A 14,459-nucleotide genomic window follows, 5' to 3' on the forward strand; every position below is an offset into this window, starting at 1 on the left:
CCTCTCTTCTTGTAGTTTTATCGCTACTCTCTTTAGCGCACCCAAAAGCAATCGTTACACTGTTTGAGCATAGTCTCTATAAACAGATTGTATCCTAAAGTACTCAGATCGGGAAGATGGTTGCTATACCACCGTTTCTATTAATATAGGTAAAGGTAACACATGGTGTAAATATCGATTTTCTATACTTTTCCTGAGTTTAGCTGCTGTCCAACGTGGGTCTTTATCAGGTAAAACACGTCTGTTTTTGAATCATGTATGTGCATTTTATAGTCAATAGTTTGGCGGAAAGCGCCTTCCTGGCGCTTAAAGAGATGTAAGCTGATAAATTTTCAAAAATAAGTGATAATTCTTTTCAGAAAAAAAAGAACATTGAATTGAATAAAGAATACCGATAAGAAAAACTTTTGAAGAGAATAGATTATAAGAAAAACTTACAATAAGAGTAGTATGTTGTTAAGAATATTTTGATGAGGTATAAAAGTCTAAATTGATTGGTAAGGAAAGAAGATAACACAGGTGCGAACGGAAGTGAGCACCTCGAGAAAACGTTAGGGATATAAATCCGCCCCGATCAGCGGCTCGTGAGTGTTTTCGCCGGTCTTTTTTTCCGGGGCCATCGAGTCCTCGAGTTTATGGCCCCTCCCCGGCGAAATCACGAACAGAGGAGCCGATGCGGGGCTCTTAGGGCGTTCTTTGCCTACTTTCTTTGGCCCTGGAAAGAAAGTAGGTCGCCGATGGCAGTTTAAGAGTAAAGTGAATACAATAATGAAAAGAACTATTAATGAATATAAAAAAAAGAAGTAATAGAGAGCCGTCCATGGCAGGAGCCAAACTACAGCCTATAACACAGGCATGCAAAATTGTGGCAGACCGCAACTTCTGCATGCCTGGGAACGTTTGCATTATTTCAAAACCCGAACCGACCTTTTCATTTACTATGCAGCCCGGATCTTTGTTTTAACGCCCATTCTGGTTTAAGTGAGGACAGTTAGAAATGGGAATGTTGGCACCTGAGCGCCGTGATACTAATCAAACGCAAAGCAATTGAGATATCCCGGGCGCCTGCCGCGGACGGCACCGGTTCTACCCATTCTGGCACAATGTCCTCCAGGCTCGTCGTACCTCCTCGGTGTCTCGTTTGTAGCGCTTCGAGGACTCCGCTTTTTGAGGGCACTGGTACTTAAGAAAGTGCCACCTTCCGTCCCCCCTGGCGCGTTTTACCCGTGCATCATTTCCCTTCCCCTTCCGTGTGTTCCGTGCCTTCCGTGGTTAAAAATCCTAAGATTAACAACCACAGAAAACACGGAAGGCACGGAAATAAGAAAAAACAAAATTCAGAGGTCTGAAGTCAGCACTGAGCCAGAAACTAACCTCTTATCTCCCTTCCCCTTTCGTGTGTTCCGTGCCTTCAGTGGTTAAAAATCCTAAGAATTACAACCACGGAAAACACGGAATGCACAGAAATGAGATAAAAAAAATTTCAGTGGTCTGAAGTCAGCACTGAGCCAGAAACTAACCTCTTATCTCCCTTCCCCTTCCGTGTGTTCTGTGCTTTCCGTGGTTAAAATCCTAAGAATTACAACCACTGAAAACAGTAGACAACACACAGATTGCCTTACTTAACGCTTTTTAGTATTATTGTAGAAAAAGCCGCCCATATCTAAAAAGTCTTACACTAAGATGGGCACCTGAATAGTAAAAAAATGAGCTATCATGAATTGTAATCTTTTAGAGGATAAAACCGTAATTAACCAGGAAGTTATTATCGTATGGTTCTTTCGTTCTAGTACAAGCAGAAGTGAGATTACCCGCTATAGGGGGGAGAGAATTGCCAGTAATTAGCAGATTTTTTGGAATCATTGTGTATATGTACTGGAGAGACCATTCACCACCTCACTTTCATGCAAAATATGGTGGTCAGGAAGTTATTGTTGATATAATCACAGGTGATGTCAAAGGGACTCTTTCAAAAACAGCCATAGCACTGATACAGGAGTGGCGGGTCAAACATATTCAGGATTTACTTGAAGACTGGAACCTCGCTGAACAGAAAAAACAAATGCGTGAGATACCACCACTGGAGTAGACAATGTTTTTACATATTACCAAAGCAGAGTACCTGGCGGAGTATAAAATAAAGGTAAGTTTTAATAACGGTCATAGTGGAATTGTTGATCTGAAGCACCATCTAAATGGTGACATGTTTGAGCCGCTAAAGGAGATTGAACAATTTAAGAATTTCAGGGTGGATCCTGAGATTGAAACCATCGTCTGGGAGAATGGAGCTGATCTTGCCCCCGAGTTCTTGTTTGAGATTTGTGATTTATTAGCTGTGAGAGATGAGCTTTGAGCAGGAAAAAAGAGTTTCATCTCATGCATAATCCAATTCTTAGCTCTTTTTGTTTTTCTCATTCCCCTACTCTTTAAACAACAAGTAACACCATTTCCAACCGACCCTCTAACTCTTATACCAGCAGTTTGTTTTCCTCGCCCGTGGGGACGACATATCTGAAGAAAAAACACTGCGTATTACAACCAAACACCTAAATATTCCACCAAACCCCTCACGCTTGCGCGGCAGGCAGGACGGAAGGTGAGGGGTAAACGGCAGTGAGCCCCGAAGACAAAGCGAGGACGGCGCGGTCTTCCGCGACTACGAGCTTTGGCCGAGGAGGTACGACGAGCCTGGAGAACATTGTGCCCGAATGGGTAGTGCCGACCCGAGTCTGCGAGGGTGCCGCCCAAAAAAATAATTACCAATTCCTAATTACTAGTGACTAATTACAGGAAAAAGGAATTGTGCCCTGATTAGAGTTGAGTTATTAGCAGGAAAAAAGCATACCTCAGCACTCTTTATTCTTTATCATTTCCCTAATACTCTTGAGACAAAAAAGGTAACATTTGTTCCACCAAACCCCTCACGCTTACGCGGCAGGCAGGACGGAAGGTGAGGGGTAAACGGCAGTGAGCCCCGAAGACAAAGCGAGGACGGCGCGGTCTTCCGCGACTACGAGCTTTGGCCGAGGAGTAACGACGAGCCTGGAGAACATTGTGCCCGAATGGGTAGTGCCGACCCGAGTCTTCGAGGGTGCCGCCCAAAAAAATAATTACCAATTCCTAATTACTAGTGACTAATTACAGGAAAAAGGAATTGTGTCCTGATTAGAGTTGAGCTATTAGCAGGAAAAAAGCATACCTCAGCACTCTTTATTCTTTATCATTTCCCTAATACTCTTGAGACAAAAAAGGTAACATTTGTTCCACCAAACCCCTCACACTTACGCGGCAGGCAGGACGGAAGGTGAGGGGTGAACGGCAGTGAGCCCCGAAGACAAAGCGAGGACGGCGCGGTCTTCCGCGACTACGAGCTTTGGCCGAGGAGGTACGACGAGCCTGGAGAACATTGTGCCCGAATGGGTAGTGCCGACCCGAGTCTGCGAGGGTGCCGCCCAAATCAATACCTATTAAGCCGCTGCAGTTTAAATCACCGTAAGCAAAAACAAATAATTTGGCGATGAAAATGGAACTGCATATTTTAAAACAAGAGTAGTACAATGATTATGTACAATGCTGTATTTACCACCTTTTTTACCAGGGAGCAGAAATGTTTAAGTACCTGCTGATTCTTACTTTAATGATCTCGTGTGCAACCAGATATGAAATAGTAGAAGAAAAACGGACACCGGAATCGGTAACCATTGATGGCAGAAGTGTGATCAATACGCTTTCTGATTATTTTTTCGGACACAACTATTGGATGTGGGCTCCTACCTGGGGCAATCAGATCATGGGAACCGAATCCCTTATCTCAGACCTAAACCTCTCGCTGCTTCGTTTTGGCGGGATTCAGGTTGATTTGGGGCATCCCGACTCGGTGACAGAAGCAAGGATTGCTCAGTACATAGAGTACTGCGAGGCTGTTGGTGCCAAACCCGTTATTCAGATGCAAATCGCGCGATATACCACCACTGAAGAGCGGGTGGAGAATGCTGTTAAGATGTTTAACTATTTCAGAACATTATACCCTGTCAGGTATGTTGCTATAGGAAACGAACCCGACCTCTATTTCGACAATCTGGCAACCAACCCCGAATACAACGCGCAGTATTTAAGAGATTATACCATAGATGATTACATCAGGGATTTTAACGCCGTTGCTTCAGAGCTAAAGAGTATCGACCCGGACATAAAGATTATAGGACTTGACCTTTCACACCGGTACGATCAGTGGATACCTCCCTTTGTAGCAGAGTGCCGCGACAATGTGGATATAATTTCTGTTCACTATTATCCGTTCCACGCTGCACAATGTACCTACAATGTCGTACATGACCATGCACCCGCAATAAATACTTTTTACTCCGACATTCGTACTCTTATAGACCAAAACGCGGGGGACAGGGAAATCCCTTTAATGATAGGAGAAACAAACATCTCCTGGGATGGGGATCCGGCCAATTCCACAAGGGATGCTTCACCGGGAACATTTAACGCGGCGCTGTGGTTTGCGGACTATGTGGGGGTTTCGAGTGCCCAGGACAATTTGCTTTCGATAATGCCCTGGAGTATAAGTGAGGGCTGGACCCTTGGCTTCATTGATGCCTCCAGGAGGGTTAAACCGGTTTATTATGTGTATAAAATGTTCTCAAACCACACAAAAGAACATCTGATCCACAGTGAAAATGTTAATCAGTATTTAAGAGTATATGCTTTTAAGGATGACCTGGGTGGTGTGTCTGTATTTCTGATCAACTGGGACAGAAATGCCTCATATGACCTTGATTTATCCTTCACCGATGTCCTTGATGATTCATCTGTAACTCACGTTGTCCCCCCTCACTCTGTCTCTGTCATCAACCTCTCTTCCGGTTTAGAACACACGGAAATAATTGAGTACAGGTCTGATAACAAAGAGGATGGACCGGTTTTAAATCCATAATCTAATACTAAGCAGGTGGCATCTTGTCACCTGCCCTTTTTATGGTATAATCGATTGCTGCCTTCCGTACACTGTTTTACACAGTACCGCAAAAAAGCGTCGACGGCTTCCCGGGGTCTGGTCTTAGCTTATGAGCCGGGGAAAGCAGGCCCCCCCCCGGATAAGACCACTAACAGCTTATGTTTGAACGGTGATAACCTGAACCGGGCAGGTCATGGAAGCGTGACGGCACTTCTTCTGCAGCTCTGCGGCGACCGAATCTGTTTTGATAACAGCCATTTTGCTGTCATTCATCTCAAAAACTTCCGGGCAGATCCTGACACACAGCTCGCACCCGATACAGCCTTCACTGTCGATTGTGACTTTCATGTTGTTTCCTTTTCTGAGGAAAAAGTGTGCTTTTAAAAATATATACAGAGGCCTTGACTCATGCCCTGCCTGTGTGACTGGCAGGGACATAGTCAAGGCTGTATTTCAAGTATACGTTTGGCCACTTTGTATTTTCGTTGACCCTTTTTTAGTTGTGGCCGATTTTGACCACCCAGTCTTCAGGCCCCTGCAGCTCATACTCCCAACTGAACTGACCACCGTGTTCGGCCTGAAACTGATAGTAAAGCGGCTTGGGGTCATGATCATTGGTAATTCGCAGTACCCCACCCGAAGGTAAAGCTCCCCACTGCTCAAAAATCAGATCATGCCGTTCTCTGGGGGGAAGAGGACGAAGATCAAGGTCCTGAAAGGGGACCTGATCCTGAGGCTTAAAGCAACAGTAGCCTATCTTATCACAAGCCTCTTTGACCTCTTTCCAGTCCTGTTCAGTGAACATCTGAAGAGCGATTTGGTAGAGTATGTTATCTTCTTTAAAGATGTGGTTTTCAAGTTCCCGCGTGATAAATTCACCATGATCCAAAACCTCCTTTTTAAACTCGCTAAACGGCGTTCCCTGACCCTTGCAAACGAGACCGAACAAAGCCCGTTTTCGGGCGCGAAACTCAACATGTTCTTCTTCCATTATATGTGGAGGCTCGGTAATATTGTACTGATGCAGTTTGGGGAAAAGCGCCTCTTCTTCCCGCTGGTGATGCAACTCCGCTTCAACCAAAAGATGTGATGCCTCTTTGAGCTCATCAAAGTCATTCCCCATCTCATCAAAACTGTTAGCTGTTTCGAGCCGCCCGACAATCTCCTTTATCTTGTGAAGACCGCTTACAATTAACCTGTGCTCTTCCATCAAAGTATGAACAGGGTGAGGAGCACTAACTTCAATCTGTTTTTCCACCAGAGCATCCCGCATCGCTTCCAGGTGTATATCACAGAGACTCTCACGTATCTCCTGGTGAGAAACACCTTCCTGAATCAGCTCCTGTTCCAGCATGCCCAGCGTCATGGCATCGACACTGTTGAGCAGTTTCTTTGCACGCTGTTTTGTCTCTTCTGTTACATTATCTGATCGCAGTTCACGCAGTAGTGATTTAAGTGTCTCCCTGGTCATTGTTTCGTTCTCCTTGTGCTGGGTTTCGCCTTGCTTTGTGATCTCAAGAATCCATTCTTCGGGGCCTTTCTTATCCTTTCTTACACCGATCCCCGGTGTGGTGGTAAGCATGTATAACAGCGGTTCCGGGTCAAAATCAAAGACTACTCTTAGTTGGTCGCCTTTGCCAAGAGCATTTAGCATAGGGAAAAGCTTCTGTTGCTTTTCTTCATGTGAGAGTCCTCTTGCATCAAGTTTATGTAATTTTGGCATCATATACCTCTTTCGTTTTTATGTTAAGCCACAAGGGTCTGTCCTTTTCTTCTGATACAATCTTTTGGATCTGTTCCATCCATAAGTTTTTGAATTCCGTTCGCTCGTTGGCTCCTGCGATTTCCCAAATGTTGGGAGTTAACAGATCTGCAAGGCGACGAGCTTTATCAGGAGCATGTGATGGCAGTGCCTGGGGGTTTAAACTCACCATACATTGCGCTTTGGTGTCATTTCGCCTTACGGTAAACTGCACATGGTCCTTATCCATTTGTTTGCCATATCGCAGGAGATTGTTTCGTCTATGCAACCCGCCCATCCCCTTAAATCCGGTTTCAGGACACGCGCCGGTAATAAGGCTAAAAACCTGTGCCATAACACCATAAGAGCCATCATCCTTTTCACCATGCACAATGACCGACATATCCCCTCGTTGACCTATTCCATCGGGAAACAAAGCTTTTACAACGTATTTGCAGGCTACATAGGTCATGGAAATGGTAGGGCAAGCGTGTCCCGCGGCCTTAATAACATCGGTGAAACTGTATTCTATTATGTCATTTTCACCCTTAAAAGCCCCAAAGAGCGTAGCCAGTGGATCACGCATCCGTATTGGTTCAACTGCTGCAAAAAAATCGCGGTATTCTGAAGTAGTGGTATGTTCCATTATTACTTTTCCTCTTAGATCGATGACATCTTTTTACTGGTGCTATCTGACCCTTTGCTTCCATTATCCTCACGCGAGACAAGCTTCGCTCATGTTGGCAAATGCATCAAGTTTGGTGTTTCTCATCACCTCTTCCATCTGCTGGTTGTGCTCCTTAAAGGCACATCCCAGAGCACATAAACCGTGTGTACACGAGGCAATCTTAAAGGGACACCCCTCATCCGATGCGCCTCCTTCGATGGCGACCCATATATCCAAAAGGGAGATAGAATCGGCGGGTTTTTTAAGAACAATGCCACCTGAAGGACCGCGCTCGCCTTTGACGATGCCACTGCGGGCCAGCGTTTGCACGACCTTTGCCAAATGAGCTTCGGAAACATTGCAAAGAGAGGCAATTTTTCCTATAGACATCTTCCGTGGATGATTGCGCGCCACCATAGCCATTGCATGCATACCAATGGTGAAAGCGGTTGTTGTTCTGATCAGGTGCATTTTTAGTTCCAGTCCTCAGGTTAAATCATATTTAGGTATTGGTATACCTTAATACGGTATTTGCGCCGCATTATTTCATTTATGCTCATTTTTTGATGAAATATGGGGTTTTTTCACGATAAGGGTCTATTACGGCATGGGGCAGGGCTATAAGAGGGAGTATTATCGATCCGTACACCGGAGCAATTGCCAAAAAAAATAATGCTTCAGACTGGGTAGAAAAGATCAGTAACTTGATCATTTTGATGCACACAGAACCCGAAAAGTTCATGGAAATGAAACAATTCACCAGAAATCACATAATGATGTCCTAAACTGGAATGAAGTATTGGATACTATAATGAATGACAAAAGAGCACCAGTTATTCCACTGCCTTCCAAAACCGCAAACCCAAAACTTTCTGCAGAACTTTAAGTTATTCCTGCCTGCCTAAGTAACCCTTCTGTCTAAAATCCTACCCCACGACAGAGGGGTTTTTTTCAATAATGTGACACATTTTATCACTCATGTCCAAAGTAGGATACCCGTAGAAGTTAACATAGATAATTGGTAATCATGCCAGTAGTAAACATCCGCTCCGGAAGTGAGCTATAAAATGAACGACAAAATAGATCTCGCTTTCTTTAATTAGTAATTAGTGGCTCAGAGTGGAGCTACGACTAAAGCGTCTTTCCGCCTTGGAAAAGTATTATAGAGACGCACAGGCTATACACTCTGAGCGCCTTTTTTACCGCAATCAATAATATTTTGATCTTTTAGGTAAATAAATGCTACAAAAAAAGAAACACCCTAACTGTAAGCAACCCTGTTATCATCAAGGAGGTTTTTGCATGGGAAAATCTATCATGAAAGCATCACTGTGGTCCATACGTTCCGTTTTTTCTATTTACAGTAAATTTATAGCCCTTGTTTTTGCCTTATTTTGTGTTGCAAGCGGTCAGGTACAAAACAATAGTGGTACAGAGTCACAAAATGAAAAACCCAAAATCAGGGGACGGGCTTTAAGAGCTACCGATTCGACAGTTATCGCTAATACAAAAATTATTTTGTCTTCCACAGCTGCGCCTCTATACGGTGTTTCTAATTATTATCCCAGAGATGAGGACTACTCATCAAATTTCTTTCACTTACCAATTGATTCAACAAAGAGTGATGAAAATGGGTATTTTGAGCTAACCCTTGATTACTTTGATCGCCTTTCACAGATGGAATTTGTTGCAAAACTGGATGAATCTGAAGGAAAAGTTCTCTACGCAACAGACAATACCTTCATTTCTCCGATCGATCCAGACTCCGTATATACATTCTATTTATCCCCAAAAGGTAGAGTACCGGTTACTCGCCAGATAGAAAATCGCGGCAAAAGGCAGCTTCAGGTGAGCCGGGGCAGAACCATAAGCATTACAATTACCGACTGGAATGGTGCAAAAACGTCAGATATCTCTGTTATAGATCTCAAAGGGAATACTGTCGCCAGGTTGCAGGCTTCCGAAACGGGGGTCATATCCTGGGACACTCAGAACACTCCAGGAGGAGTCTATCTGCTCAGACTCAATAACAGTCTTCGGGATATCTATACGCGCATTGTGGTTAAATGAGTCTAATACCGGGCAGGTGTATAGTGTTCACATCAGACGCATGGATCACCCGCGCACAATCATACTCCTGCAGTGAGTCGTGGTGTTGTTAGGCCCTTTAAGGATCCGTTTAAAGAATCTATGAAAAGCTCAGCACCAAGCTGTGATTAAGAGGAAACATGAAAAGCGAAAAAGAAAAAATGCTCTCTGGTGAGCTCTACAGCGCTTTCGATGAGCAGCTGAGTGCTGATCGCAAAAAAGCCCGTATGCTTCTTCACAGATTAAACTATCTTGACTATGGTAATGAATCCGCGACCAGCGGCATTTTAAAGGAGCTGATGCCTGACGCAGGTGAGGAGCTGTGGATCGAGCCACCCTTCTATTGCGATTATGGCTACAATATTATCACCGGAAAGAATGTTTATTTCAACTTTAACTGCGTTTTGCTTAATGTAATGGAGATACGTATTGGGTCAAATGTTTTGTTTGGTCCCGGAGTTCATATTTACACTGCAACCCATCCCATCGATGCACAGGAGCGCAAGAAAGGCCTCGAGAGTGCTAAACCCGTTACGATTGGTGATGATTGCTGGATTGGCGGAGGGGCTATTATTAATCCGGGATTATGTATCGGCAATCGGTGTGTGATTGGCTCAGGCGCAGTGGTAACAAAATCGGTCCCGGATGATACTATAGTAGTTGGAAACCCTGCAAAGCCAGTTGAGAAGAGAGATAGTTGAAAGACTTGTAAGCTGCACACACAGACCCTTTAACTATCAATAGTTATCCAAAAAGCGGGTGCTAAACTCTTGTGGGGAGAGGACTGTAACTTTTAGAGCTCTCCGTTTACCCAACAGGTGCATGTCGCTGCTTATAAGAGTCGAGTTGCTCTCAAAAGCTAAAGCTGCAAATTTTCGGTCTGCGGGATCTTCTATAGACACATAGTCTTCTTCATTTAATTTTTTCTCAAATTTTTTATCCCTTCGAAACAACCTTTCAACAGATTTGGATGATAGTAACGGAATCCGAGAAATCGTAAACACTATCTCATCTCTGGTCCGATCATTCCAAACCATATTTACAGTGTTATCACCGATAGCCCTGACTATACGCGCCGAAGCGGAGTTGGCATTAAAAGCTGCAGCTACAAAAACGTTTGTATCAACCACAACAGAGGCATTGGTATTCATACCAGTTTCCTTAAGCTGAGCTCAACCGCGCCCGTGTTCATAGTTGCGATTCTGAACTTTCTCCTGAACGATTGCGGTTACGAATCGGATGTAGATACCACAGCAAAAACACCAGAATCGCACCTGTTCCTGAAAACACTATCCCTACAGCCGTGCTGTTGAAAAGAAACCTGATGACCACAAACAGGGCACAACAGGTTGAGAGTGCCAGAAATGACAATCCGTATAGAGTAGTCAGTATTCCATAGCGCAGCCTCCCTGTACGGTCATGCCTTCCCGCGAGCCTGTGATATGCAGCAGGAGCCAGAAAAAGAATGGTTGATGCTGCAATAGCCATGAGTGAAACAGTAAACACTACCTTCCCTAACAGGTCGATAAGATGAAAACGTGCAGCAAAGGGCACGGTAAGCAAAAAGGCCAGCAGCACCTGAACACCGGGTATGATAGTCCGTAGCTCCTCTAAAAGCTCACGGTACCGTTCTCGTTCTTCATTGGTTGGGCTATTATTGTTCATTAACTATATCAGCACCTATCCATTGAAAGAGATTCGTTATTATCGGGTGAGATGAGGTACTTATCCGTGATGATCTAAAGAACTCGGGGCAATCTTCATACCAAAAAGTCTTAACGAATTTTAGGCTAATCTCCAGTGATGCACTCAGAATAAATGCTTTTCCTTAGTGTTTTGTTTATATTAAGGTAACACTACAATTCCGAAAATAAGACAGAGCCGGTATAGAAGCTCCCGTATACAAATACTAAAGAGTCCTTTAAAGCGGCCTGAATTGAGAGGAGAGCTTAGATGTATGCACGAAAAAGCATTGTAATCACTATTTTGATGCTGCTGTTCACTACTGTTTTCTCCCGTGAAGTTTGTGAGCTTGTTATCGAAAGCTGCCCTGAAGATTTTAGTGATGATACCATTTTTGTTTCGGAAAAAGTTGTAGCACTGTCTTCAAGTGTAAGAGCCTGTGAGTATTTAGAGGTTCTTGAAGATGTGTACACTGACCCGCCCTCCATCATGTTCGTTATCGATCATTCAACTTCCATGTACAGGGAGGGGTTTGATCCTCAGGGAAGCCGCTTTACGGTGACAACAGACTTAATTACCATGCTCTACCGTACGATTCCCAATGCTGAAATCGGTTTGGCTCCCTTTCGCAGGTTTCTGTTTTTCGATCACAGAAACTATGATTACATGGTAAACCTGCCACTTGGCAGACACCAGGAGGGGGCGTATATGCCTTTGTTAACACTCAATCAGAGGTACCCCTGTGGAAGGCTTGGCCATGAAATCCTGATCGACATACTTGAAACTGAAGTTACTGACGTAAACACAGGAACCGGCGAAACTTTTTACGATGTTGTGGATCTGGTATATCAGCCACTTTTTGATGCTCCTTTTGGTACCAATATCAACTCTGGTTTCGATGCAGCTAAAGATGCATTCAGTAATACCGACAACTCCAAGGAGAACCATTTCATAATTTTTCTCTCCGATGGCGAGGCCAATCGTCCTCAGTACGGCAATCCCAGGGAATTTGTGGCAGGAACCGATGTACCAACCACTTTTACCGTCTTTTTCGCACCAGAGGGCAATGAGGCACCGGAGATGATTGTGGAGATGACCGAAAATGTCAGAAACAGCGGCTACACTCAAAATAATATACACAGTGATCTCTGGACAATTCAAACTAACCATGACATCCTCTTAGATCTGTTACAAAATCAAATTCTTACGCCCATTCTAAAGTTGGTAACCGGAACTCCGGTTACCATAGCTGTTAACAGAACTTTTTCCGATACCGTTGGCGATAGTTCCACCTTCATTTTCACACATCCTTTTCCGCTTCAGGATACTTCCACTCAAATTGAGATGGTAATTGACTACGAAGTCAGGGATGATGATACCGGCCAGTCCGGTTCACTTCAAACAAAGACAGATTTTACTGTAATACGAAAACCGAACGCGCCAGTCCCCGATGGGTTCAGTCTTGTCTGTTGGGAGCGACCGGATCTGAGCCTTCGCTATAGAGAAGCAAGGGTAAATATTGTACACGAATATATGGATACGCTTGAGGTCGTTTTTGATCCGGGCAGTAAAGAGTTTGAAGAAGTAGGTATCGAGCTCTCCAACTTCGAGCAAAGAAACGATCTTGAGATGCTAAATCTCACTAGAGCGAATGATGGAACCTGGGTTGGAACTTTCGGTCGTGAAATCAGCGAAAATGCTCTCAGGGGCGACGGTACTCTTCAGCACAGAATTACAGACAGTATTGTAGTCACCTACCGTAACCCCGAGATCCCCCTTGATACCATTCGGGTTTCGGTGCCTTTCAGGATGAGCAGGTTTGTTGAATCACTCAGTGCTGCCTACTTTGATATCAATGCCGATGGGTTTATTGACAGTATATTTATTGGGCTCAGTGATCCCTTATCGGATGATGATCTTATGGATTATGTTGATCGGCTGCAATTACCTGTCCATAGAATGTTTAGTGTAGATTCTGTTTCCACTGTAGCAGGAGGAATAGCCCTGCATGTAACGGAACAGGGTAGCACTATCCCCCAAACCAGTGTAACAGAATTTGACGTGATAACTGTAACGGGTGGTATGTCTGAAGGCGCGGGTTATATAAATCCTGCTGAACTGCCTGCACATGACAGTGTCGCACCTGTTATAACCGGGGCCAGGCTTTTGCAGGGCGTTAGGCAGGAGGATACACTGGTTGTAACCTTCTCGGAACACGTACGTGAAATTAACGATGATCAGCCATTTCTTTTCTCCACCCCCTATGCTCAAAACTACAGGGCAGCTCTTTCCTTTTTAGATGGGGAAGGTGATCAGATGAGGTTTCTTGTAGAGGATATTAGAGGTGTGCAGGATATGACAAGCAACGATTCCATATGGATCAATTTTGAAGCTGGTGTAAGTGATCTGGTGGGTAATGCACAGCTTAACCCTCGAAATAGAAGAGCTCTTCTGGAAGTCATACCCCCTCCGTTTAATCTGGATGTAAAGGTTATCAATAACCCCATGGATCCGGCAAACTCTCCGATACCCGACTTTGTCAAAAATGTTCCTGGTTATAATGCAGGTCCCAGGGGTCTGGTTATAATTGTCGAACCTACCATTGATATAAGATTTGCTCTTGAAGGAACTGTTCATCTGTATGATGTAGTTAAAAATCCGGTAGCCAAAATAGATGAAGGTAATGGTGCCTTTTTTGATGAGAACCAAAATAGGCTCTATTTTGTTTGGAATGGAAGAAATGAAAATGGAAGAAATGTTGGAACCGGGACCTATCAGGCTGTGATTAAGGTAACCGGCAGTGATACTGTTAAAGAGACTGTTACTGTGCGGGTTGGGGTGAGACGGTGAGGTGTGGAACATGACTATGATGGTCAGACTAAGAGATGCATGCAGAGAAGATTATGAGTTTTTATACGACTTATTAAAATCGACCATGATGCATTACTACAGCGAAGCTTTTGGTGATTGGGATGAAACACTGGAACGACAATATTTTGACGAAAGTTTTTCGAGGCATAAATACCAAATAATCATATATGATAATTGCGACATCGGTTGTATCTCCCTCACTCAGAGTAATAAGGCACTGTTTATTAATGAGCTTCAGATTGTACCGCAATATCAGAACAGAAGCATTGGGAAACAGGTTATGAAATCTGTTATCGAAGACTCCAACCGCTTATCTGTTCCTATTACACTTGAGGTCCTTAAAACAAACAATAGAGCTGAGGCATTTTACAGTCGTTTGGGATTTAAAAGAAACGGGCAAACCGAATCTCACTGGTTGATGTATAGGGGAGCTTGTGGGAAATAAA

13 protein-coding genes are annotated in these 14,459 nt (G+C 44.0%); 7 read left to right on the forward strand and 6 right to left on the reverse strand.

Annotated elements, in window-relative coordinates:
- Positions 1-1,831 precede the first annotated feature (1,831 nt).
- The 3 genes from QA601_02545 (at position 1,832) to QA601_02555 (ending at position 4,942) form a co-directional block, all read left to right on the forward strand.
- Positions 1,832-2,089, forward strand: a complete 258-nt coding sequence (locus QA601_02545) for a DUF4160 domain-containing protein (GenBank protein MDG5813942.1) — start codon at positions 1,832-1,834, stop codon at positions 2,087-2,089.
- A gap of 3 nt (positions 2,090-2,092) precedes the next feature.
- Positions 2,093-2,353 carry a DUF2442 domain-containing protein gene (locus QA601_02550; protein ID MDG5813943.1) on the forward strand — a complete coding sequence of 87 codons (261 nt, stop codon included), beginning with the start codon at positions 2,093-2,095 and terminating at the stop codon, positions 2,351-2,353.
- Between the two features lie 1,254 nt (positions 2,354-3,607).
- Positions 3,608-4,942, forward strand: coding sequence for a hypothetical protein (locus QA601_02555; protein ID MDG5813944.1), 1,335 nt, complete (start codon positions 3,608-3,610; stop codon positions 4,940-4,942).
- Positions 4,943-5,119: 177 nt separating this feature from the next.
- Here QA601_02555 and QA601_02560 read toward each other — a convergent pair whose 3' ends face one another.
- The 4 genes from QA601_02560 to QA601_02575 all read right to left on the reverse strand — a co-directional run bounded on the left by QA601_02560 (position 5,120) and on the right by QA601_02575 (position 7,842).
- Positions 5,120-5,311, reverse strand: a complete 192-nt coding sequence (locus QA601_02560; protein MDG5813945.1) for a ferredoxin — start codon at positions 5,309-5,311, stop codon at positions 5,120-5,122.
- 148 nt (positions 5,312-5,459) lie between these two features.
- Positions 5,460-6,689 (reverse strand): DUF438 domain-containing protein, encoded by a 1,230-nt coding sequence (locus tag QA601_02565; GenBank protein ID MDG5813946.1) that lies wholly within the window; start codon positions 6,687-6,689, stop codon positions 5,460-5,462.
- Positions 6,670-7,350 carry a hypothetical protein gene (locus QA601_02570; protein MDG5813947.1) on the reverse strand — a complete coding sequence of 227 codons (681 nt, stop codon included), beginning with the start codon at positions 7,348-7,350 and terminating at the stop codon, positions 6,670-6,672. The genes QA601_02565 and QA601_02570 overlap by 20 nt, the downstream gene beginning before the upstream one ends.
- A gap of 69 nt (positions 7,351-7,419) precedes the next feature.
- Positions 7,420-7,842, reverse strand: a complete 423-nt coding sequence (locus QA601_02575) for an Rrf2 family transcriptional regulator (protein ID MDG5813948.1) — start codon at positions 7,840-7,842, stop codon at positions 7,420-7,422.
- An 831-nt stretch (positions 7,843-8,673) separates the two neighbouring features.
- Between QA601_02575 and QA601_02580 the strand changes: the two genes are divergently transcribed.
- Positions 8,674-9,441, forward strand: coding sequence for a T9SS type A sorting domain-containing protein (locus QA601_02580; GenBank protein ID MDG5813949.1), 768 nt, complete (start codon positions 8,674-8,676; stop codon positions 9,439-9,441).
- 158 nt (positions 9,442-9,599) lie between these two features.
- Positions 9,600-10,160: a sugar O-acetyltransferase gene (locus tag QA601_02585; GenBank protein ID MDG5813950.1), complete on the forward strand. Its 561-nt coding sequence runs from the start codon at positions 9,600-9,602 to the stop codon at positions 10,158-10,160.
- Positions 10,161-10,196: 36 nt separating this feature from the next.
- On the opposite strand, the gene QA601_02590 is transcribed toward QA601_02585, so the two are convergent.
- Both QA601_02590 and QA601_02595 read right to left on the reverse strand, forming a co-directional pair.
- Entirely contained in the window at positions 10,197-10,610 is a 414-nt protein-coding gene (locus QA601_02590; GenBank protein MDG5813951.1) for a putative toxin-antitoxin system toxin component, PIN family, read from the reverse strand.
- Between the two features lie 37 nt (positions 10,611-10,647).
- Positions 10,648-11,124, reverse strand: coding sequence for a DUF6328 family protein (locus QA601_02595; protein MDG5813952.1), 477 nt, complete (start codon positions 11,122-11,124; stop codon positions 10,648-10,650).
- Between the two features lie 288 nt (positions 11,125-11,412).
- On the opposite strand from QA601_02595, the gene QA601_02600 reads away from it, so the two are divergent.
- Entirely contained in the window at positions 11,413-13,992 is a 2,580-nt protein-coding gene (locus tag QA601_02600) for a hypothetical protein (GenBank protein MDG5813953.1), read from the forward strand.
- A 16-nt stretch (positions 13,993-14,008) separates the two neighbouring features.
- Positions 14,009-14,458, forward strand: a complete 450-nt coding sequence (locus QA601_02605) for a GNAT family N-acetyltransferase (GenBank protein ID MDG5813954.1) — start codon at positions 14,009-14,011, stop codon at positions 14,456-14,458.
- The last annotated feature ends 1 nt before the right edge of the window (position 14,459 follow it).

It is taken from the genome of Chitinispirillales bacterium ANBcel5 (genome assembly GCA_029688955.1).
GTDB lineage: Bacteria > Fibrobacterota > Chitinivibrionia > Chitinivibrionales > Chitinispirillaceae > Cellulosispirillum > Cellulosispirillum alkaliphilum.